Genomic DNA, 23,139 nt, shown 5'->3' with positions numbered 1-23,139 from the left:
AAATTGTATCATTTTAGTTATACTGAAAATATTAAAACAGAAACTAAATTAAAAAAAGAGGACGCTCTTGTTACTACTAATGAAATTTGGGATTTTTCTTCTACAAAAGTAAAAATATTGAGTAACATTCAAACTATAAGTAAAATTAAAGAAACTGTTTTTTTAGATAAAAACAAAACCGCCTCTGAAGAAGTAGAAAAAACAAGAAAAGAAGGGTTTGAGTTCACATTGACTAAGGATTATGAAGTTATTTTGTCGACTAAAACACAAACGAATAAATATAAATTCAACCCAATTACTAGAAGATACGATCCTAAAAAATAAAACTCCATACTTAATTTGGAAAAAGAGTGGCAAGCAATTGTTGCTCTTTTTTTATGCATGCATAGTATTTTTTTTTATATTTGATAAAAAATAATCTCATGAATAAAGCTAAATTAACAGAATTACTTTCTATTCATCATCCTATCATAATGGCTCCAATGTTTTTAGTTTCTAATACGAAAATGGTTATTGAGGGAATGAAAAGTGGAATTGCAGGCTGTATACCCGCTTTAAATTATAGAACTATAGATGAATTGAAAGCTGCTATCAAAGAATTGAAAGCTGCAAAAGTGGAAGGTGGTAGTTATGGTTTTAATTTGATTGTTAATAAATCTAACATTAAGTATAAGGAACAACTTCGTGTTTTGTGTGAAGAAGGTGTTGATTTTATCATCACTTCATTAGGAAGTCCTGAAGAAACCATTAAAGAAGCACATAAAGCAGGAATAAAAGTATTTTGCGATGTAACCGATTTACATTTTGCAAAAAAAGTAGAATCTTTTGGAGCAGATGCATTGATTGCTGTAAATAACCAAGCAGGAGGTCATAGAGGAGACCTTGATCCAGCAACTCTAATTAAACAATTAAATGAAAACACCTCATTACCTATTATTTCAGCTGGAGGTGTTGGTACAAAAGCTGATATTGATCAAATGTTAACTTATGGTGCCGTAGGTGTTTCTGTTGGAAGTCCATTTATTGCTTCAATCGAATCTAATGTTTCAAATGAATATAAACAAGCTTGTGTAGATTACAGTGCCAAAGACATTGTTATGACTGAGCGAATTTCTGGCACCCCTTGTACCGTGATTAATACACCATATGTTCAGAAAGTGGGTACCAAACAACCCTGGATTGAACGCCTCTTGAACAAAAATAAATCTTTAAAAAAATGGGTAAAAATGTTTCGTTTTTATATAGGTATGAAAGCCACTGAAAAAGCAGCTACCGAAGTAACTTACAAAACAGTTTGGGTAGCTGGACCAAGTATTGAACATACTAAAGCTATTTTACCAATTCAATCTATAGTTCAACAGTTAATCAAAAACTAAATAAAAATCGAGTCAATTATGTACTCGATTTTTATTACATTTAGCTGTTTAATTTATTTCATTTGGATTTTTTAATTTATTTCATATTATTAGCATTATTAGCTGAAATCGTAGGCACTGTAGGTGGATTTGGTTCTTCCATGTTATTTATTCCCATTGCTAGTTATTTTCTTGATTTTCATGTTGTTTTAGGAATTACGGCTCTTTATCATGTTTCTAGTAATTTATCTAAAATTTATTTTTTCAGAGAAGGATTTGATAAAAAAATTATTTTATCTATGGGAATAACTTCTGTGTTTTCAGTTTTGATTGGTGCCTATTTAAGTCAATTTATTTCTGGAACTCATTTAGAAGCTATTTTATCCGTATTTTTAATATCGCTTAGCGCTCTTTTATTAACTGTTCGTTCACTTACTATCAGACCTAATACTACTAATTCTGTTTTAGGCGGTCTTGTTTCTGGTTTTATTGCAGGAATTATTGGAACTGGTGGTGCTATTAGAGGAATGGTGCTTTCTTCTTACAACCTAAAACCTACGGTTTTTATTGCTACCTCTGCTATCATTGATTTTGGTATAGATCTTAGCAGAAGTATTGTTTATGCAGGAAATGGATTTATACATAAAGAGCATTTATATTTGATTCCTATTTTAATTGTAGTTAGTATTGTCGGGACATACATTGGCAAACAAATTGTAAACTTACTCACTGAAAAACAATTCAAAACTATTGTTCTAGTACTCATTTTAATGACAGGCATTTTCACAATACTTAAAAACAAAGCTCTATTTATGAGTATTTTTATTTGAGTTGTATAAACTTAATTCCTTAATGAATTGCCCGACTTACTTTATAAATTTTCCCTTTTTAAAGTTATCTGATTTTATAACTTTGCCTTTATCTGAAATGAGTAAAGCAGAATAATTTGGAAAATCTTTTAATAATTTAAGCCCTAAATCTACTCCTAAAACCATGATTGATGTGCTCAGTCCATTTGCTATTTCTGCACTTGGTCCAAAAACCGACACACTACAAAGTCCTGTCGTAGGCCAACCCGTTTTAGGATTAATAATGTGACTATAACGTATTCCATCAAACTCCACAAACTTTTCATAATTACCAGATGTCGTTACAGCCCAACGATATAATTTATAAATTCCAATAAAATCATTAGTATCAAAAGGATTAGTAATACCTATACTCCAATATTTTCCATTTTGTTGTTTACCCCAAGTTGTTAAATCTCCAGAAGCATTAATAATACCTGCCTTAACCCCTTTATTTTCTAAAAGAGACCGGGCTTTATCAGCGGCATATCCTTTACCAATAGAACCAAAACCTATTTTCATTCCTTCTCTTTTAAGAAAAATGGTTGATTGAACGGTATCAACTTCAATCCAATGATAATTTACTTTTTCTATCGATTTTTTTATAGTTTCATCACTAGGTTTGTCTGTCATTAAACCATCAAATTTCCAGATTTTATCCATAGCTACTATACTAATATCAAATGCCCCTTTAGTTTGTTCGGAAAATTTTAAGGCTGTTTGCGTCAGTCGGATAACTTCTTGATCTACTTTTACTGGTTTTTTGCCTGCATTTTTATTAATTTCAGAAACTTGTGTATGTGGTTGCCATTCAGAAATTAGATTCTCTATACGGTCGATTTCGTTTATCGCTTCGTCAATATACCTTTCAGCATTTATAGAATCAGTAGCAACTACTGTAATATCAAAACGGCTTCCCATCAAAGTTACCGCTCTGTGTCTTTGTACTTGAGCTGATCCCAAGTAGCAACTAATCAATAGTAAAAAAACAAAATACCTCATCAATAACAGTCTGTTAAAATTTGACCATTTGTTGTATAAAAATCAACGTCTTGTCCCAATTTATCATGACAGATTTGACTTAAAATAATTTTTATATCTTTCATCATTGTCAAGGAACCACAAATCATAATTACTCCATTATTATTTAGTGTTTTGACAATTAAATCTGATTGCCTTTCTATTAATTGTGTGACATACTCTCTGCTTCCTTCCCTTGATAAGGCCAACTGAAAACTTGTTAACTGCTTGGTTTCTAAAAATCTATACATTTGTTTTTCAAGGACAGCAACTAAATGTGTTTTTTGTTTAAAACCTGCGAAAACATGTAATTCTTGATTTTTACTTTGATTAATCATCCCAATAAAAGGTGCAATACCCGTTCCATTAGAAATTAAAATTGTCGGTCTTCTTGAGGGTAAATGGAACATTGGATTCTCTATTATTTTAGCTTCAATTTCAGCACCAAGTGTTAGCTTATTCAAAAATCCAGACCCTATACCATTTTGATGTAATTTCACAATTAATTGAATTGTATTATCTACTTTGCCAATAGAATATATCCGTTCTTCTTCCTGATTCCCTGGATATATAACCAATAAATCTCCTGATTGAAAAAAAGCTCTTTTTTGAGGTTTGAATTGAATAATAAACGTTTGACCTTCTGTTGCAATCTCTGACTTAGCGATTACCTTGAATCGCATCAGCCCTTTACTCGTTTGGGAATAATAAGCAGGCGTTTCACTAAGTTGAAAAGTACATTTCTGATTCCAAGCTTTGGTCCAAGTTACCAATTCAAGGTTAGACTTATCGTTAACGGTATGAAATGGTATAAAGGTATCATTCCATGTTTGCTTTTGAAGATTTACTTGAACTTCTTTAGCAAAAGCACAAAAATCAGGATAATTCTTAGAACCAAACCCAACTACTGCTGTCTTAATTCTTCCATTAATAACAACTTGTGAGAGAAGATTCAAAAAATTATTTGCATTTGAAGGAGCTTCACCTGTTCCATGAGTTGACGTAAAAAATATAAAATGAGTTGCATTAGGAAAACTTTCAAACCGATTCATTTCAGCAATAAAAACCTTCTCACCTGCTTTTACCCATTGCTTTTTTACCAAATTAGCAAATCCTAATGTGCTTCCGTTTTCAGAACCTACCCATAAAACAATTGTACTCTCTTCTTTGGAAAATGAATTTTGAATTTTATTTCGCATCCGCTTCCAAGACATGGTGAAACCAGAACTTATAAAATAAACGATACTCAATGCCGTAATTCCTAAAATTATAGCCCAAATTATATGTGTTCGACCAGTGTGTAAATCTAACATCAAAGTTTGGAGAAGTAATGTTTGAGGATATTCAACCTCACTCAAAATTTGACCATTGAATTGATTAATTAGCAATGACTTATCTTTCAATTTTAATTGATAATATTCTTCTACATCCTCGGTAAAAGGGAAAATTATTTTTTGTACGTCATTTAAATGTATTGTTTGAAAAGATTTAAATTGTTCAATATTTATAACCTTAGGAATTTCACCGCCTAAATTTATTTTAAGATGTTGTTCTTTAACCTCACCCCAACTATTTAGACGATACATCATCATCCATGACCCAGTTAATGCAATAACAAGCATAGGAACCAAAAAAAATCTCCCTAAAATAACATGCCAAAACGTCCAGCCTATTTCTTTTGGAATTCGAGTCAAAAATCTACGAAATCCATTTTGCCTTTGAGAAATCAATAACGCGCCTGTAATAGTAATTAAAAGCAACAAAAATGCGCTAATTCCCATTATAATTCTTCCTGTTTCATGCAAAAAAAGAGAACGATGTAATGAAGTAACCCATTGTATCCACTCACTTTTCTTTTGGGGTTTTCCTATGACACTACCAGTATTAGGATTTACATATGCTTCCACTTCATTTCCTTCTAAATCAAGCGCCTTGATGAGTACAAAACCATGAGTGTCTATCTCGAGTTCACTAATTTCTAAAAACTGTTTTTTTAGTGTTGGAATTACTTTCGCCAATGTTAGCAATTCATAGCTATCATGCTTTAAAGGCTTGAATTGTTGTTTTACTTCATCAACAGCTAAAATAATTCCTGTTATTGAAGCAATAAATATAAAAACAGCCGCTAAAGTAGCTAAAAGTAAATGTGCATATCGCCAAATTGACAAGGTCATGAATTATAATTACATTTTACTTAATTTAACAAAACGTATATACCCATTGCCTTCTACTTTATCCATAGCAGTGGTAGAATTTAATTCAATTTCAGCATCTGTAACATGGTATTTTTGATTCTCTACAGCAGATTCAAATCTAATTTTGTATCCTGAATTCCATTTACTATCCTCTATTTCGAAAATAGTTACACTACGATCACCACCTGCAACAGAAGCACCTGTTTTGGCATCTACTTTTTTCTTTTTGTTATAAAATTTAAACCACTCTTTTAAGTCCTTGTACCATTTTTTATCATCTCCCATGACATATAATGTTTTTTCATATTGTCCTTTTGGATTGATTAATGATACAACTATATAAGCACCTTCACCCACATAATTAGACATTTGCAACATGCATTTATACTTTGAAGTTTGAGCAGTTGCTTGATGAGTAAGTAAAATAAATACTGTACTTAGAACGATATATTTAATGTATTTTTTCATTTTATTTTAAAAAGTCGATATTCACCTCGTTTTGTATTAATACTTCATTTTCTTTAGCTAAATCATAAGCCGTTTCATCTAAATCTGTTTTAATAGATTTATTGGCGTTCAAAGATAAGAGGTATTTTAAAATAATGTCATCTTTTGCCACTAAAGCAGCTTTATGAAGTGCTGTAAGTCCTTCCGCATTTCTAGTATTAATATCTATACCTAGTCCTTCCAATTTTTTGATCAATTGTAAGTCATTTTTTGCTACTGCAATATGATACATAGTATTACCATCTTTAAATGGTCTATTCAAAACTAATCCATTGTCTTTCAATAACTTTATTTTATCTAAAAAATCATCATTTCCTCCTCTTGGTGCTTTAAAATTTTGTACCAAATGATAAGCTAAAGGTTGCCCTTCTTGATCTAAAACAGTAATATTTGCTCCATGTTTGAGTAGTGTAGAAATAACATCTATTGACCCTGACTTAACCGCTTGTGTTAAAGGAGTTTCTCCTTTTTTATTTGTACTATTTACCGATACTTTTTGCTCTAACAAATAGTTTACTAGAGCCAAGTCTCTTCCTGAAGCAGCATAATGCAATACCGTGTTACCATCACCATCTGCTGTTTGTAGGGCTACTCCTTTGTCTTTAAAATAAGTAATAATAGGTAATTGATTTTCTTTTTTGGCTAAAAAATGTAAAACCGACTCTTGATTTTTAGATAAAACAGTAGGTTTAATTTTCAATTCATCAACTAAATATTGAAAAATTTCAATAGAATTAGCACTTCTTCTTGTACCTTCTGCTGCAAAAAGCAAGGCATTTGCAGTAGGCTTAACTCCTTTGCCATACAACGTTTTTAAATTAGTAAGATTACCTGTTCTTGCTGCATAGTCAAAAAGTGTATTCCCTTCTTGATCTACGTCTTTAAAAGACAAACCTTTGGATATAAGATAATTAGTAATATGTAAATCTTTATCACTCCCTACAGCCAATAAAAGTAAATTAGCTCCGTTTTTATACTTCTTTTTTATATCTAGACCTGCTTTAAGATAGGCTTCAAACAAAGCTTGATTATTTTGTCCATTACCCAAAGCAAACACTAACGGGGTATTATTACTAGTATCTTCCCAATAAATATTTGCTCCTTTTTCAATTAAATATTCTACCAATTCTACATTACCTTTACTAGATGCCCAATGCAAGTAAATACGCCCATCATGGGTTACTTTATTAATTTCATTACCTTTCTGTTCAATTAGAAATTTGACTACATCATTGCTAGCACCATTATTGATTGCTAAAGTTACTGGATCAAAAGCAGAAGGATTTAATGCTGTAGGATCGTTCCCTTTCTCTATTTCTAATTTAACTGTGGACACATCCGGATTTTTTCTCCAAAAATTAGGATCTAGCAAAGAATTCAATTTTTGTGCCGATGATAGTGCCACAAATAAAAGCGAAGTAATAAGACTTATTTTTTTCATTATGCTTATTTTTATTTATATTAATTCTAAACAAGGCAAAGGTATTAATAAATTTCAGGTAAAAAAATGATTTAAAGTATTTTTTAAAACCAAATTAAAGTGTATTTTTAACGTACTAAAACATCTCAAAAATGGTAACAATTGAAAATTATTTAGATTCACATTATATACATAGAAGTAATTGGTTACGCGCAGCCGTTTTAGGAGCTAATGATGGTATTATTTCTATATCGAGTTTAGCTATTGGAGTAGCAGCAGCAAGTAGTACAAGAGAACCAATTATTTTGGCGGCAGTTGCTGGTTTAGTCGCTGGTGCCTTATCCATGGCCGCTGGTGAATATGTTTCTGTTAGTTCACAAACTGATACAGAAAAATCAGATATTGCTAGAGAACAGCAAGAATTATTAGAAAATCCAGAAGGTGAGTTACTAATTTTAGCTCAAATATACGAACGTCGAGGTTTAAAAAAAGAAACTGCTCTTCAAGTAGCAAAAGAATTAACTGAATATGATGCTCTAGGGACTCACATCCGTGATGAATTGGGGATTAACGAAATCTCTCAAGCCAATCCTATTCAGGCAGCACTAGCCTCCGGAGCAGCATTTACTGTTGGAGGATTACTTCCAATGCTGGTTACTTTATTTGCACCGGTAGAAAAAATGGAGTATTTCTTATATGGTTTTACTTTATTATCTCTCATCATTTTAGGAGGGTTATCAGCAAAAACAGGAGGAGCTAGTATTACAAAAGCTATTTTACGCGTTACTATTTGGGGAACTCTTGCTATGGGATTATCTGCCTTTGTTGGCAATTTATTTGGAGTAAAAGTTTAATTTTTTTATTTACTACATTTGCAGCACTGACTTCTGAGTTATGATAACTAGTTTAACCATTTTTCTTATTGTACTCAATGTGCTTTTACTACTTGCCTCCTACACTTTTTTTTCAAAGTGGCAAAAAGCAGAAGCTCGTAAACAATCTATGGAGCAAAATTATCATCATTTAGAAAACAAAATTAATTCTCTAAAACTTCAAAATTTAGAATCAAGATTAAATCCGCATTTATTTAAAAACACACTTAATTCTATTCAATCTCATGCGTATCAAACCTACCATGCTTTGGATAAAATGTCAAATGTCTTGGATTATATCTTATATGAAAGTCATAATAAATTAGTTACTCCTCAACAAGAAATTGAATTTGCTTTAAATTTAATTGAGATTTATAAAATCAAAATAAGTCCTTTATTTGAATTAAAGGTAAAAACAAAAATTGATGAATCTGATCACTTTTATAATCAAGAAGTTGTAGCTCCATTAATTACAATAGACTTAATAGAAAATGCATTTAAGCATGCAGACATTCAAAGTGCTGATGCGTTCATTAGTATAACTTTTGAATTTAAAAACAATACCTTATCTTTGGCAGTAGCCAATAAAATTTCACTGAAAACTCCTTTGAAAAAACAAAATAGTGGAATAGGAAGTGAAACTTTAGAAGAACGATTGAAAATCATTTATCAAGACACTTTTCAATTGGATCGCTATACTGAAAACGATAATTACTTTGCCCATTTAAAAATTAACTTACTTGAGTACAAAACTAAAATGCTTGTTACTAGATGATGAGTTACCTGGATTAACTTATCTTAAAATGCTTTGCGAACAAATAACAGATATAGAAGTTGTAAAAGCTTTTAACGACCCTGTTCTGTTATTAAACGAACAATCGTTTTTAGACTATGATTTTTGCATTATGGATATTGAAATGCCTAGTATGAATGGTTTACAAGTAGCCAATCTTTTAAATGGAAAACCTGTCATTTTTACAACAGCTTACAAAGAATATGCTGTAGAAGCTTTTGATTTAAATGCTATAGATTATGTACAAAAACCAATTAAAAAAGAGCGTTTGCAACAAGCCATTGACAAAGCAAAGCAACGAATTAGTACAAAAGACGAAAAAAATTATATTCAATTAAATACCGACAAAGGCAAAACTTTACTTTTCTTTGATACTATAGCTTATATTAAAACAGCCGCTACTGATAGTAGAGATAAAATTGCTATTTTAATGAATGGAGTTGAACTCGTACTAAAAAACATTTCTTTTGAAAAATTATTAGAACTTTTACCTTCTCAGGAATTCATTAGAATCAATAAACGCGAATTAATAGCACTTAAAATAGTACATGTATTTTCTTTCGATGAAATCACCTCAAATCTAAATTCAAAAAATGGAAATCCACTTCGTTTTCAACTAAGTGAAGTATATCGACCTGAATTTATGATTAGAATTAATAGCTAATCTATTTCATTACAAAATTTTTCTGTTTTATTACAATTGTTAGTTGATAACATACCTTAGCTTCTTTTAATAACACTTTTCTAATGAAATTTGGACCAACTATTAAAATGAAACTGCATGTTAAATTTCAAGAAAAGTTTATTTTATTTCCTGTTAATTAGTTTTTTTTCAGGAATTATGTATTGGTATCTAACCATTGGTGTAGCTCTTGAAAAAGGGCGTCATATTTTGACTACATCAACAGGAAAATCTCATTTTATGGAGTTCATTGACTCTATGATTCATAATTTAACTCATCCATTGGCAATTTTATTAGCACAAATAGTGACTATTATTTTAGTTGCTCGAGTTTTTGGATGGTTTTGTAAAAAAATAGGACAGCCTACAGTAATTGGAGAAATTCTAGCTGGAATTATTTTAGGTCCCTCTGTCATTGGTCTATATTTTCCTGAATTTACAGCGACACTTTTTCCTAGTGAATCGTTAGGTAACTTACAATTTCTAAGTCAAATTGGACTAATTTTATTCATGTTTGTTATTGGCATGGAGCTCGATTTAAATGTGTTAAAAAACAAAGCTCATGATGCTGTAGTGATTAGTCATGCTAGCATTATTATTCCCTTCACATTAGGCATTGGATTGGCATATTATATATACTTAAATTTTGCCCCTGAAGGTGTGAAATTTACATCATTCGGGCTTTTTCTTGGTATCGCAATGAGCATTACAGCATTTCCTGTTTTAGCTAGAATTGTCCAAGAGCGAGGGCTACAAAAAACCCGTCTAGGTACTATTGTTATTACTTGTGCTGCTGCAGATGATATAACTGCTTGGTGCATTTTAGCTGCTGTAATCGCTATTGTAAAAGCAGGGTCATTTACGAGTGCGCTCTACATTATTGCCTTAGCTGCTTTTTATGTTTTATTCATGATTAAAATTGTGAAACCTTTCTTAAAACGCGTAGGTGATCTACATAATTCTAGGGAAAAACTAAGCAAACCTATAGTTGCAATTTTCTTCTTGACTCTAATTATATCTGCTTACATGACTGAAGTAATAGGAATTCATGCTCTATTTGGAGCTTTTATGGCAGGTGCAATTATGCCTGAAAATATCTCATTTCGAAACATATTTATTGAAAAAGTAGAAGATGTTTCTTTAATCTTGTTACTTCCTTTATTTTTTGTTTTTACAGGATTACGAACCGAAATTGGCTTACTAAATGATCCTTATTTATGGAAAGTAACAGGTGGAATAATTCTAGTTGCGGTATCTGGAAAATTTATTGGTAGTGCATTAGCAGCAAAATTTGTTGGTCAAAGTTGGAAAGACAGTTTAGTTATAGGAGCTCTGATGAATACTAGAGGGCTAATGGAACTCGTTGTTCTTAACATTGGATACGACTTAGGTGTTTTGAGTCCGAAGATATTTGCAATGATGGTAATCATGGCGTTAGCTACAACCTTTATGACTGGACCTGCGTTAGATTTAATCAATTGGATTTTTAAAAGTAAAACAACTGAAGTGCCCCTAGAAATAAGTAATATTAGTAAATTTAAAATTTTAATTTCATTTGGTACTCCAACATTAGGAACTTCATTACTTCGATTAGCTAACGGATTAACCAAAAAAATGAATAATAATGCCGCCTTGACCGTAATGCATTTGGCACCAACTAATGAAATACACCAATATAATATTGAACAATATGAACAAGAAAACTTTGCTCCTATTGTTGAAGCCTCTGAGAACGCTAATCAAAAAATAACTACTTTATTTAAAGCTTCAAATGACATTGAAGGGGACATTTCAGAAGTAGCTAATAAAGGAGACTATGACTTATTATTAATTGGTGTTGGTCAATCCATTTTTGATGGGAGTCTTTTGGGTAAAATTTTAGGATTTACCACACGAATTATTAACCCTGAAAAACTATTAAATCAGGTTACAGGCAAAGAAAACTTATTTGAAAATGGTCCATTTGATGATCGCACACAAGACATTGTCTCTAAAAGTAAAATACCTGTTGGAATACTAGTAGATAAATCTTTTAGCAAAACAGATGCAATTTACATCCCTATTTTCAATCAAGAAGATGTTTTTTTGTTAGACTTTGCCCAAAAATTTATAAAAAATGATGATGCACAAGTTATCATCCATGATATTGGAGGATTTATTAAGCAAAATGCACAAGTCAAAGAACAAATCCGTTCCATTGAACAAATGGCTCCTAATCATATTGCTTTAATTCATGAAAAAGTCATGGATAAAAACTTTTTAAAAAAACAAGATTTAATGTTAATTGGAATTGACAGTTGGAAAAAGGTATTAGACTCTAAAAGTCTTTGGCTTTCTGATATCCCTTCAACACTAATTCTTAAAAATAATTAAAAAATTAAATCCCGATTGAATCGGGATTTAATTTTTATTTTCTAATAAAGGAACGAATCGAAACTCTCCAAATTCATGTTTTTCAAATTGCGTTTCATTCTTACGAATCAATAACGTCATGATTTGTTCTTTATCTCCCAATGGAATTACCAACCTACCTCCTATTTTTAATTGAGCCATTAAAGGTTGGGGAATGATTGGTGCACCCGCCGTAACAATTATACTGTCAAAAGGAGCAAATTGTGGCAAGCCTTTATAGCCATCTCCAAATGATAAATGTTTCGGACGAATATTTAATTTAGGAAGTAACAAGGACGTCGATTTAAACAATTCATTCTGACGTTCTACAGAATAAACTTTTGCACCCATGGTAACTAAAACAGCCGTTTGGTACCCGCTTCCTGTTCCAATTTCCAATACATTATCTCCTTTTTTTACTTCTAACAACTGACTTTGAAAAGCTACTGTATAAGGTTGAGAAATCGTTTGTCCCGCCCCAATAGGAAACGCTTTATCTTGATAAGCAAAATCTTCAAAACTCGAATTCAAAAATAAATGTCGAGGAATTTTTCTTATGGCTTCCAACACATTCACATCGGTAATACCCTTGTCTTGTAATTGTTTAACCAATTGATTTCTTAGTCCTTGATGTTTATTTGTATCTTTCAATTTGCAGGCATTTTTAGTTTGGTAAAATTAAAGCTTAATAAACAAAATCCAAGTACGATTTTCTAAAAACTTTTAAAGTTTTACACTTCAAACTTTCAACTTTAATTGTATTTTTGTTCAAATTAATTTTTATATGCTGAAAGTTGGTGTTTTAGGTGCAGGTCACTTAGGAAAAATACATTTACGATTATTAAATCAATCTGAAAAATATGAATTAGTTGGCTTTTTTGATCCCTTTGAAGAAAATGCCCTAAAAGTTGCTGCTGAGTTTGGTTACACTAAATTCGATTCGATGGAGGCTTTGATTGCAGCTGTTGATGTCGTTGATATTGTAACACCTACTTTGCAACATTTTGAATGTGCCAAATTAGCTATTGAAGCTGGTAAACATATTTTTATTGAAAAACCAATTGCCAATACAGTTGAGGAAGCTGAAGCAATTATAGCCTTAGCAAATAAACATGGTGTAAAAGGACAAGTAGGTCATGTAGAGCGATTCAATCCTGCATTTACTGCCGTTAAGGATAAAATTAAAAATCCAATGTTTATTGAAACCCATCGTTTGGCTGAATTTAATCCAAGAGGAACCGATGTACCTGTGGTATTGGATTTAATGATTCACGATATCGATGCTATTTTGAGTGTGGTGCGTTCGAAAGTGAAATCGGTAAATGCGAGCAGTGTTGCCGTAATTTCAGATTCCCCTGATATTACCAATGCCCGTATCGAATTTGAAAACGGCTGTGTGGCCAACATTACATCCAGTCGAATTTCAATGAAAAACATGAGAAAATCTCGTTTCTTTCAAAAAGACGCCTACATTTCTGTAGATTATTTAGATAAAATATGTGAAGTTGTTCGAATGAAAGACGCCCCTGAAGTTCCGGGTGATTTTGATATGATTTTACAAAATGCAGAAGGAATAAAAAAACAAATCTATTTTGATAATCCAAATGTGAATCCAAACAACGCTATTTTAGATGAATTGGAAACTTTTGCAAACGCCATCCAAACGAATACATCACCTATTGTAACCTTAGAGGATGGAACAGAAGCGCTACGAGTAGCGTACATGATTATCGATTCAATGGAGAAATAAATATATAAAAACAAACACATAAACACGATATGAAAACAATCGCAGTAATTGGAGCTGGAACCATGGGAAATGGAATTGCGCACACTTTTGCACAATGTGGATTTCCAGTAAAATTAATTGATATTTCTGAAAAATCTTTAGAAAAAGGAATGGCAACTATTGCTACAAACTTAGACCGTATGGTTGCAAAAGGTAGCATAACAGAAGAAAACAAACATAAAACTATTGGCAACATTATTACCTACACAGACATTAAAGATGGCGTAGTTGGATGTGATTTAGTTATTGAAGCTGCCACTGAAAATGTACAATTAAAATTCAATATTTTTAAGCAATTAAGTGAAGTTTGCGACCATAATACGATTTTAGCAACCAATACTTCTTCAATTTCGATTACTCAAATTGCTGCAAATGTAGTTCATCCAGAGCGAGTAATTGGGATGCACTTTATGAATCCAGTGCCAATTATGAAATTAGTGGAAGTCATTAGAGGGTACAACACTTCTGATGAAGTAACTAAAATCATCATGGAATTATCTAGTAAATTAGGTAAAATACCAACCGAAGTAAACGACTATCCCGGATTTGTAGCAAACCGAATTTTAATGCCTATGATTAACGAAGCTATTGAAACACTTTACAACGGTGTTGGTGGCGTTTATGAAATTGATACAGTTATGAAATTAGGAATGGCGCATCCAATGGGTCCGTTACAATTAGCTGATTTTATTGGATTGGACGTATGTTTATCTATCTTAAACGTAATGTATGACGGCTTTAAAAATCCAAAGTATGCCCCATGTCCTTTATTAGTAAATATGGTTATGGCTGGTAAACTAGGGGTTAAATCTGGTGAAGGTTTCTACGATTACTCAGAAAGTAAAAAAGCTGAAAAAGTTTCAAAACAATTTTCGAAATAGCAAAAAACAACTCGTAATTAGTGATTAGTATGTTCTCTTACTAATCACTTTTTCTTATTCATTATCACTCATAATAAATGGCAAAAATCATTCCTTTTAAAGCGGTCCGACCAACAGCCGATAAAGTAGCATTAGTTACATGTAGAACTTATGATGATTACAGTTCAGCAGAGCTTGCCGCTTGGTTGAGTTTTAATCCGTATTCGTTTTTACATGTGATTAATCCGGCTTACGTGTATTCTCAAAAAATCACGTTGGACAAACGTTTTAAGGGTGTGGCCCATAAATATCAAGATTTTAAATCGGACGAAATATTAATTGAAGAAGATAAAGCGGTTTTTTATTTGTATGAAATTCAGTCCAAAAATCAAAAATTCACAGGTATTATTGCCGGTACTTCAGTGATAGATTACCAAAATAATGTGATAAAAAAACACGAAGATACGTTGCAATACCGTGTGGAATTGTTTAAAGATTATTTACATCAAACGCATTTTAATACTGAACCGGTTTTAATTACCTATCCAGACAGTACTGAAATCAATAGCTTTATTGCGTTACGTAAACAGAGTAAACCAATTTATGATTTTTCTACCACAAACAAAGAGCGACATATACTCTGGAAAATTGACACCCAAAGTGAAATCGATTGGTTAACCGAACATTTTGAAAAAATTCCGAATTTATACATTGCCGATGGGCATCATCGTTCGGCATCTGCTGAATTATTATTTCAAGAAGACCAACATCTTGGGAATCCAAATTTAAATTATTTCATGAGTTTTTTAATTGCAGAAAGTAATGTAAAAATTTATGAATTTAATCGGTTAATTCGCGATTTAAATGGCTTAAGTAAAGAAGTTTTTATTCAGAAATTAGCGGAAAATTTCATTATAAAAGTTAAAGACCAAGAACTTTGGAAACCCCAAAATAAATTTGAATTTGGCATGTATTTAGAGGGACGTTTTTATGCTTTATTTTATAAACATGAAAGCAATAGTGATACGAGTTTATTAGAAAATTTAGATGCACAAATTTTATATGATAAAGTATTGCATCCTTTATTAGGTATTGAAGATTTACGAAACGACGAACGAATTGATTATATTTCAGGAAAGCAATCGGTTTCTGTAATTAAAGATTTGATAGATGAAGGCGAATTTGAAGTTGGGTTTATGCTTTACCCTTCCGATATTAATGAAATCAAAACACTAGCTGACAATAATTTAATTATGCCTCCCAAATCAACTTATATCGAACCAAAATTCAGAAGTGGATTGGTAGTGTATGAGTTGTAATTTGCGATTTTAGATTTATGAAGATTTAAAGTAATCTTGTCATTCTGAACTTGTTTCAGAATCTCATAAAATTCATCAATGAAAAAGTTATTTCTACTTTTATTAATCACAACATTCTGTTTTTCTCAAGAAAAAGAATTAACTGTGTCTCAAATTGATAGTATTGCTAAAACTTCTAAAAACAAAATTCAATCGAGTGGAGTTATAGAAAAAAACAAAAAAACAATTGGCGGTTTCAATAGCACAGAGATTTTTTCTAATGATAAATTAGTTTATTCAACATACGAAGAAAACTACAATGATAAAAAGAGAAAATTAAATTATTTCTTCGAATTCTATTTTTTTAATGATAACCCAGTATTAATAAATATTTACATTATAAAAACGGATATTAAAACTAAAATTGAAGAAAAATTTGAAACTAATTTGAATGAAAATAAAATTCATTCTTTCAAAGAAATTGAAAATCCATTTTCAATAAAACTTAGAAACAAACTAAATTCTTTATTAATTGATTATCTGAACAATAAAAACACTAAATAATGTCAATAGCTCAAAACCTCAATAACATAAAATCCCAACTTCCGGAAGGTGTTACCTTAGTTGCCGTTTCTAAAACGAAACCAATTTCCGATTTAATGGAAGCCTATGAGGCGGGACAACGCGTGTTCGGCGAAAATTATGTACAAGAATTAGTCGACAAACACGAACAAATGCCTAATGATATTGAATGGCATTTCATCGGACATTTACAATCACGTAAAGCGAAATTAATTGTTCCATTTGTATGTCTCATTCATGGTGTGGATAGTTTGAAATTATTAGAAGAAATCAACAAACAAGCCCAAAAAAACAATCGAATTGTTGATTGTTTGCTTCAAGTGCATATTGCAGAAGAAGAAAGTAAATTTGGATTAGATGAACAAGAATTAGATGAGATTCTGAAACAAGTTCAGAATGACAATGAGAACTTTAAAAATATTCGAATCGTAGGTTTAATGGGAATGGCTACCTTCACTGATAATCTAAACCAGATTGAAAAAGAATTTAAACAGCTAAAAACGATTTTCGATAAATACAAACGAATTGATACGATTAACATTAAACTTCAATCGTTATCCATGGGTATGAGTGGCGATTATCAACTGGCCATTTCATGTGGAAGTACCATGGTTCGAATTGGAAGTAGTATCTTTGGAACAAGAAATTATCAATAACAATTTCAATAGCAATAGAATAACAAATTCAATAGTAAAAGCAATAGCAAAATAGAAATCATGAGAAATAACAATTTCAAACGCAATTGCAATTATAAATTGTACAATCATGGAAAATAAAAATCCTTTTGTTGATAAAATTTACAATTTTGAAGATCGATTGGTTCGATTTGCTGGTGAAAGCATCTTTTTTTCAAGAGATTTAGAAAAATCATTTGAGAATGAATATTATAAAAATCAATTAATTCGTTCTTCAGGAAGTGCTGCTCTAAATTTTGGTGAAGCACAAGGTACACTTACCGATAAAGATTTTATTTTCAAGTTAACTTTGGTTGTAAAAGAATTAAAAGAATCACGAAATTCATTAAAAATATTAGATTATATTAATGAAGGAAATGAAAAAAATAGAGCATATCTTTTAAATGAAACAGAGGAATTAATTGCAATTTCTTCTAAAATGATATTAAATAAAAAATAATTTTTCAATGACAATTACAATGGCAAAATTCAATTTTTAAAATTTAATATTGAAACTGATTTTTAATATTGATATTGCAATTGATTTTTGACATTGACTTTGAACATGTACGCTATACTCGACATAGAAACCACTGGTGGGCAATACAATCAAGAAGGTATTACCGAAATTGCTATTTATAAATTTGATGGCCATGATGTGGTAGATCAATTTATCAGTTTAGTAAATCCTGAAATACCTATTCAACCCTTTGTGGTAAAACTAACTGGTATTAATAATGCCATGTTACGAAGTGCGCCTAAGTTTTATGAAGTCGCTAAACGTATTATTGAAATTACTGAAGGTTGTGTAGTTGTTGCTCATAATGCTTCGTTTGATTACCGTATTTTACAAACAGAATTTCGTCGTTTGGGCTATGATTTCAAAAAACCTACCCTTTGCACGGTTGAATTATCTAAAAAAATAATCCCTGGATTACCCTCTTACAGTTTGGGCAAATTAGTACGCTCTTTGGGAATTCCAATGGCCGACAGACACCGTGCAAGTGGTGATGCTATGGCAACAGTAAAACTCTTTAAGATGTTGTTAGCTAAGGACGTTGAAAAAGAAATCGTAAAGAGTTTTGTTAAGACCGAAATCAAAGCCGGTATGTCGCCCAAATTATTAGATATTGTTGAAAATTTACCTTCCAAAACGGGGATTTACTACATTCATAATGAAAAAGGGGATTTAATTTATATTGGAAAAAGTAAAAATATTAAAAAAAGAGTCAACCAACATTTTACTGGAACTTCTTCTAAAAATAAAAAAATACAACGCGATGTTTTTGCGGTTACTTTTGAAGAAACAGGAAGTGAACTGATTGCGTTGTTAAAAGAAAGTGAAGAAATAAAAATAAACAAACCCGTTTACAATAGAGCACAACGAAAAAGTATATTTCAATGGGCACTTTATGCTTCGAAAGATGCCTTGGGTTATCTTCGATTAAGTGTTGAAAAAGCAGATGGTCGGAAAAAAGAACTGACTTCCTTCACCTCATTAATAGAAGGTAAAAATGCTTTATTCCGAATTACGGAAAAATACCAATTGTGTCAAAAACTAAATGGTTTGTATGAATCTAAAGCCGCTTGTTTTCAATACAAGATTAAAGAATGTAAAGGAGCCTGTGTTGAAAAAGAAAAGGTTGAAGATTATAATTGCAGAGTGGAAGAATTCATGAAAAACATGCAATTTGAAAACGACAATATGGTTATTGTTGATAAAGGCAGAAGTATTGAAGAACGAAGTGCAGTTTTGATAGAAAATGGGGTTTATAAAGGGTATTGTTTTTTCGATTTAAATTACCAAATAACCAATGTAGAAGTACTAAAGAATATTATAATTCCGATGCAAAGTAATCGCGATACTAAAACGATTATTCAGTTGTACTTAAGAAAAAATAAAGTATTACGTATTCAGAAGTTTTAATGCAAGCAAAAGCTAGAATTTGAAACAACATCTGAATCCTGAAACTAAATATCTGAAACTTGAAACCAGAAATTAAAAATTATCTTATAACCATCATTGGACCAACAGCTATTGGCAAAACAGCTTTAAGCATTACTTTGGCTCAACATTTTAGTTGTTCTATACTTTCTTGTGATAGCCGTCAATTTTTTAAAGAAATGAAAATTGGTACTGCAGTTCCTTCCGAAGAAGAATTAGCCGCTGCACCACATTATTTCATTCAAAACAAATCAATCTTTGAATCGTATTCTGTGGGTGATTTTGAGCAAGAAGCCTTGACAAAATTAGACGAATTATTTCAACAAAATAACATCCAAATCATGGTGGGTGGTTCCGGTTTATATGTCGATGCTGTTTTAAAAGGATTTGATGAATTTCCAGCTATTGCTGCTTCAGTTAGAGAAGAAATCAATCAAAAATACGAAGATTTAGGAATCGAATTTCTACAAGAAAAATTGAAAGAATTAGACCCAGCCTATTATCAAAAAATAACTATTGAGAATCCACAAACACTTCAAAATCCACAACGAATGAAACGTTTTGTAGAAGTTTGTATTGGTAGTGGTCTTCCCTATTCCAGTTTTATTGGTAAACGAACCAACAAACGTAATTTCACACCTATTATCATTGGTATAGAATCAGAAAGAGAAATAATGTATGACCGAATAAATCAACGTGTCGATTTAATGGTAGCTGATGGTTTGATTGAAGAAGTAAAAAACCTACTTCCTCATCAAAATTTAAATGCCTTACAAACAGTTGGATACAGAGAACTTTTTGATTATTTCGACCAAAAAACATCATTAAATGAAGCGATAGAACAAATAAAAATAAATACCCGTCGCTTTGCAAAACGTCAAATGACTTGGTTTAAACGAACAGAAAATACCACTTGGTTTGATTATCTTTGTGATCGAACAACTATCATTGACTATATAACTTCTAAATTAAAATAATGCCTATTTCTCCTAATTTCAGCTCCGTTTTTGAAGAAACTCACAAAGTTACTTTTCTAAATTGTCAATCCAACGGTTATTTAAAATTAACCGATTTGTGCAATTTTTTTCAATTAACTGCAGGCACACATGCTGAATTGGGTGGGATTAGTTATGCAGACATGCAAGAACATCATCAAGCTTGGGTACTTAGTAGAATGCGTGTTGAAATAACACAATTACCAAAATGGCAAGATGAAGTTGTGGTTAAAACTTGGATTAAATCGTTAGAAAATTCGCGTTCCATTCGATGTTTAGAAATGTACTTGAATGATGAAAAAATTGCAGGTTGTGAAACTTTTTGGGTGGTAATCAATACTAAAACACGTCGTCCTGAAAACTTAGCTTCACCTCACGAACATTTTGAAAAATATATGATTGATGCTACCAGTAGAGGTACAACAAAAGTAAATCTTGTTTTGAATACTGAAATTGTTGCAGAAAAAGTGGTTAAATTATCTGATATTGACATCATTAATCATGTAAATAATGTCAAATATCTAGAATGGTGTTTAGATACTCTAGAACCAGAAATCATTCTCAATCAAACAATTACTTCTTTTGACATCAATTTTTTACAAGAAATAAATTTATTAGACGTTGTTCAAATTCATTCGGGGAAAAAAGAAAAAAATATTGATTTCTCAATTACTAAAAATGATAAAATTTGTTATGCATTAGAACTTCATTTAAAGAATTAAATACAATTATAATTCTATTTTTTGAATAACCTCCAATACATAATCGTGCATCACTTGTTTGTAATCTAAATGCGTTACAAATCGAAGTTTACCTTGCCCCATATCACTAATAAATATATTTTTTTCTTTTAATTTATTCATAACTTGAGCAGTTGTAAATGGTTCTTTAACAGTAAAAATAACAATATTTGTTTCAACGAATTCTACTTTATTAACCCAAGATTTAGTCATAAGAACTTGTGCAATTTCTTTCGCTTTTTTATGATCTTCTTCTAATCTTGAAATATTATTTTGTAAGGCATACATACCCGCAGCCGCTAAATAACCCGACTGACGCATTCCACCGCCAAATATTTTTCGAATGCGAAGGGCACGTTTAATATCTTCTTTAGAACCAATTAAAACACTACCTACCGGTGCACCTAACCCTTTGGACAAACAAACGGATATTGTATCAAACAAGTCACCATAAATTTTTGGATGTTGCTTTTTAGCTACTAAGGCATTCCATAAACGAGCACCATCTAAATGATAACGCAATTTATGTTTTTGACACACGGCTTTAATTTTTACTAACTCGTCGTAATCATAACAAGCACCACCGCCTTTGTTCGTTGTATTTTCAATGGAAACCAAAGAAGATTTTGCTAAATGAATATTTTCTGAATCATTCACAGCTGCCTCCACTTGTTCAGCAGTTATCATTCCTCTATTTCCGTCTAATAAAGCAAAAGACACTCCACTATTAACCGCAGCGCCTCCTCCTTCGTATAAATAAATATGCGACCATTTATCACAAATTACTTCATCACCAGGTTGGGTATTTAATTTAATAGCTACTTGATTGGCCATAGTTCCCGATGGAAAAAACAAAGCGGCCTCTTTTCCAAATAAATCGGCTAAAGTTTCTTCTAACTCATTGACTGTTGGATCCTGTTTAAAAACATCATCACCTACTTTTGCATGAAACATATACTGCAACATTTCTGGTGTTGGCTTTGTAACTGTATCGCTAAATAAATTAATTTCCATAAATCGAATGAATAGAGTACTTTTGTGGCTGTAAAATTAAGAAAAAATGATAAACATTGAACAAATTAAGGTCATTAATGATCGCCTGGTTGCGTTAAGGAGGTATCTTTGACGTTGATGCCAAACTAATTGAGATAACCAACGAAGAGGAAAAAACTTTTGCACCAGACTTTTGGAATAATCCAAAGCAGGCTGAAATTATAGTAAAAAATCTTCGATCGAAGAAAAAATGGGTTGACGATTACAATAAGTGTGTTGATTTAGCTGAAGAATTGCAATTAACTTTTGAATTTTTCAAAGAAGGAGAAACTACTGAAGAGGAAGTTGATGCCATTTACAATTCAACAATTACTCACATTGAAGATATTGAATTTAGAAACATGCTTTCTGAAGAAGGTGATAATTTCAGTGCCGTACTTCAAATTACAGCTGGTGCGGGTGGCACTGAGAGTTGTGATTGGGCAAGTATGTTAATGCGTATGTATTTAATGTGGGCCGAAAAACAAGGATATAAAGTTAAAGAATTGAACTTTCAAGAAGGAGATGTTGCAGGTGTTAAAACCGTAACTTTAGAAATTGAAGGCGATTTTGCATTTGGTTACCTAAAAGGTGAAAATGGCGTACATCGATTGGTTCGTATTTCTCCGTTTGATAGTAATGCTAAACGTCATACATCCTTTGTTTCAGTCTATGTATATCCATTGGTAGACGACACCATTGAAATTGAGATTAATCCATCTGACATTGAAATAACTACAGCACGTTCTAGTGGGGCCGGTGGACAAAATGTAAATAAAGTAGAAACTAAGGTTCAATTATTCCATAAACCAACTGGAATTCAAATTCAATGTTCTGAAACACGTTCACAACATGATAACCGTGAAAGAGCGATGCAGATGTTACGATCACAGTTATATGAAATTGAATTAAAGAAGAAAATGGAAATGCGTGCAGACATTGAAGCTAGTAAAATGAAAATTGAGTGGGGATCACAAATTAGAAACTATGTCTTACATCCCTATAAATTAATTAAAGATGTTCGAACTGGTTTTGAATCAACTGATACGGATAGTGTATTAAATGGAGAATTAGACGGCTTTTTAAAATCCTACTTAATGATGATGGGACAAAAAGAAGAAGAATAAAAAAAGTACTTAAT

23 protein-coding genes and 1 pseudogene are annotated in these 23,139 nt (G+C 31.5%); 17 read left to right on the top strand and 7 right to left on the bottom strand.

Annotated features, from left to right (window positions below):
* From QZ824_RS05505 to QZ824_RS05495, 3 genes are all read left to right on the top strand, one after another.
* Positions 1 to 324, top strand: a 324-nt coding sequence (locus QZ824_RS05505; protein WP_291275018.1) for a hypothetical protein, incomplete at its 5' end; no start/stop codon positions are given.
* 98 nt (positions 325 to 422) lie between these two features.
* The gene (locus QZ824_RS05500) at positions 423 to 1,376 is read left to right on the top strand and encodes a nitronate monooxygenase (RefSeq protein WP_291275017.1); all 954 of its coding nucleotides are present in this window, start codon (positions 423 to 425) and stop codon (positions 1,374 to 1,376) included.
* 62 nt (positions 1,377 to 1,438) lie between these two features.
* Positions 1,439 to 2,185, top strand: a complete 747-nt coding sequence (locus QZ824_RS05495) for a sulfite exporter TauE/SafE family protein (protein WP_291275016.1) — start codon at positions 1,439 to 1,441, stop codon at positions 2,183 to 2,185.
* Between the two features lie 36 nt (positions 2,186 to 2,221).
* On the opposite strand, the gene QZ824_RS05490 is transcribed toward QZ824_RS05495, so the two are convergent.
* The 4 genes from QZ824_RS05490 to QZ824_RS05475 are packed head-to-tail and all read right to left on the bottom strand — an operon-like array spanning position 2,222 to position 7,366.
* Entirely contained in the window at positions 2,222 to 3,205 is a 984-nt protein-coding gene (locus tag QZ824_RS05490) for an FAD:protein FMN transferase (RefSeq protein ID WP_291275015.1), read from the bottom strand.
* Entirely contained in the window at positions 3,205 to 5,397 is a 2,193-nt protein-coding gene (locus QZ824_RS05485; RefSeq protein ID WP_291275014.1) for a PepSY domain-containing protein, read from the bottom strand. Before QZ824_RS05485 ends, QZ824_RS05490 begins: the two co-directional genes overlap by 1 nt.
* Positions 5,398 to 5,406: 9 nt before the next feature.
* A complete protein-coding gene (locus QZ824_RS05480) occupies positions 5,407 to 5,886 on the bottom strand; it encodes a DUF2271 domain-containing protein (protein WP_291275013.1) in 480 nt (159 codons plus the stop codon).
* Position 5,887: 1 nt separating this feature from the next.
* Positions 5,888 to 7,366, bottom strand: coding sequence for an ankyrin repeat domain-containing protein (locus QZ824_RS05475; protein ID WP_291275012.1), 1,479 nt, complete (start codon positions 7,364 to 7,366; stop codon positions 5,888 to 5,890).
* A 131-nt stretch (positions 7,367 to 7,497) separates the two neighbouring features.
* Here QZ824_RS05475 and QZ824_RS05470 point away from each other — a divergent pair, with 131 nt between their 5' ends.
* The 4 genes and pseudogenes from QZ824_RS05470 to QZ824_RS11735 form a co-directional block, all read left to right on the top strand.
* The gene (locus QZ824_RS05470) at positions 7,498 to 8,199 is read left to right on the top strand and encodes a VIT family protein (RefSeq protein WP_291275011.1); all 702 of its coding nucleotides are present in this window, start codon (positions 7,498 to 7,500) and stop codon (positions 8,197 to 8,199) included.
* Between the two features lie 40 nt (positions 8,200 to 8,239).
* On the top strand, positions 8,240 to 8,992 hold the full coding sequence (locus QZ824_RS05465; RefSeq protein WP_291275010.1) for a histidine kinase: 753 nt from the start codon (positions 8,240 to 8,242) through the stop codon (positions 8,990 to 8,992).
* A complete protein-coding gene (locus tag QZ824_RS05460) occupies positions 8,979 to 9,674 on the top strand; it encodes a response regulator transcription factor (protein ID WP_366844262.1) in 696 nt (231 codons plus the stop codon). Before QZ824_RS05465 ends, QZ824_RS05460 begins: the two co-directional genes overlap by 14 nt.
* 117 nt (positions 9,675 to 9,791) lie before the next feature.
* Positions 9,792 to 11,147 (top strand): annotated as a pseudogene (locus tag QZ824_RS11735) (cation:proton antiporter); the annotation flags it as partial.
* Positions 11,148 to 11,614: 467 nt separating this feature from the next.
* Here QZ824_RS11735 and QZ824_RS11730 read toward each other — a convergent pair.
* Positions 11,615 to 11,677, bottom strand: coding sequence for an LCI fold-containing protein (locus QZ824_RS11730; RefSeq protein WP_366844265.1), 63 nt, complete (start codon positions 11,675 to 11,677; stop codon positions 11,615 to 11,617).
* A gap of 415 nt (positions 11,678 to 12,092) precedes the next feature.
* Positions 12,093 to 12,734: a protein-L-isoaspartate(D-aspartate) O-methyltransferase gene (locus tag QZ824_RS05450; protein WP_014388215.1), complete on the bottom strand. Its 642-nt coding sequence runs from the start codon at positions 12,732 to 12,734 to the stop codon at positions 12,093 to 12,095.
* A gap of 133 nt (positions 12,735 to 12,867) precedes the next feature.
* On the opposite strand from QZ824_RS05450, the gene QZ824_RS05445 reads away from it, so the two are divergent.
* The 9 genes from QZ824_RS05445 to QZ824_RS05405 all read left to right on the top strand — a co-directional run bounded on the left by QZ824_RS05445 (position 12,868) and on the right by QZ824_RS05405 (position 20,948).
* Positions 12,868 to 13,833, top strand: a complete 966-nt coding sequence (locus QZ824_RS05445) for a Gfo/Idh/MocA family oxidoreductase (RefSeq protein WP_291275007.1) — start codon at positions 12,868 to 12,870, stop codon at positions 13,831 to 13,833.
* A 29-nt stretch (positions 13,834 to 13,862) separates the two neighbouring features.
* Positions 13,863 to 14,753, top strand: a complete 891-nt coding sequence (locus QZ824_RS05440; protein WP_291275006.1) for a 3-hydroxybutyryl-CoA dehydrogenase — start codon at positions 13,863 to 13,865, stop codon at positions 14,751 to 14,753.
* Between the two features lie 77 nt (positions 14,754 to 14,830).
* A complete protein-coding gene (locus tag QZ824_RS05435; RefSeq protein WP_291275005.1) occupies positions 14,831 to 16,051 on the top strand; it encodes a DUF1015 domain-containing protein in 1,221 nt (406 codons plus the stop codon).
* A gap of 78 nt (positions 16,052 to 16,129) precedes the next feature.
* Positions 16,130 to 16,594 carry a hypothetical protein gene (locus QZ824_RS05430; protein WP_291275004.1) on the top strand — a complete coding sequence of 155 codons (465 nt, stop codon included), beginning with the start codon at positions 16,130 to 16,132 and terminating at the stop codon, positions 16,592 to 16,594.
* On the top strand, positions 16,594 to 17,268 hold the full coding sequence (locus tag QZ824_RS05425; protein WP_291275003.1) for a YggS family pyridoxal phosphate-dependent enzyme: 675 nt from the start codon (positions 16,594 to 16,596) through the stop codon (positions 17,266 to 17,268). The genes QZ824_RS05430 and QZ824_RS05425 overlap by 1 nt, the downstream gene beginning before the upstream one ends.
* Positions 17,269 to 17,377: 109 nt before the next feature.
* Positions 17,378 to 17,746, top strand: coding sequence for a four helix bundle protein (locus QZ824_RS05420; RefSeq protein ID WP_291275002.1), 369 nt, complete (start codon positions 17,378 to 17,380; stop codon positions 17,744 to 17,746).
* Between the two features lie 105 nt (positions 17,747 to 17,851).
* A complete protein-coding gene (locus tag QZ824_RS05415; protein ID WP_291275001.1) occupies positions 17,852 to 19,213 on the top strand; it encodes an exonuclease domain-containing protein in 1,362 nt (453 codons plus the stop codon).
* A gap of 59 nt (positions 19,214 to 19,272) precedes the next feature.
* Complete coding sequence (miaA, locus tag QZ824_RS05410) at positions 19,273 to 20,208, top strand: tRNA (adenosine(37)-N6)-dimethylallyltransferase MiaA (RefSeq protein WP_291275000.1); 936 nt, start codon at positions 19,273 to 19,275, stop codon at positions 20,206 to 20,208.
* Positions 20,208 to 20,948 carry an acyl-ACP thioesterase domain-containing protein gene (locus QZ824_RS05405; protein WP_291274999.1) on the top strand — a complete coding sequence of 247 codons (741 nt, stop codon included), beginning with the start codon at positions 20,208 to 20,210 and terminating at the stop codon, positions 20,946 to 20,948. The genes miaA and QZ824_RS05405 overlap by 1 nt, the downstream gene beginning before the upstream one ends.
* A gap of 6 nt (positions 20,949 to 20,954) precedes the next feature.
* Here the strand turns inward: QZ824_RS05405 and QZ824_RS05400 are convergent, their stop codons facing one another.
* Positions 20,955 to 21,980 carry a GntG family PLP-dependent aldolase gene (locus QZ824_RS05400; protein WP_291274998.1) on the bottom strand — a complete coding sequence of 342 codons (1,026 nt, stop codon included), beginning with the start codon at positions 21,978 to 21,980 and terminating at the stop codon, positions 20,955 to 20,957.
* A 46-nt stretch (positions 21,981 to 22,026) separates the two neighbouring features.
* On the opposite strand from QZ824_RS05400, the gene prfB reads away from it, so the two are divergent.
* A protein-coding gene (gene prfB / locus QZ824_RS05395; RefSeq protein WP_291274997.1) for a peptide chain release factor 2 occupies positions 22,027 to 23,125 on the top strand; the annotation gives its coding sequence in 2 pieces (ribosomal slippage) (positions 22,027 to 22,089 and positions 22,091 to 23,125; 1,098 coding nt in all).
* The last annotated feature ends 14 nt before the right edge of the window (positions 23,126 to 23,139 follow it).

This window comes from Flavobacterium sp., from assembly GCF_021151785.1.
GTDB lineage: Bacteria > Bacteroidota > Bacteroidia > Flavobacteriales > Flavobacteriaceae > Flavobacterium.
This window is presented reverse-complemented; position numbering and strand designations above follow the sequence as displayed.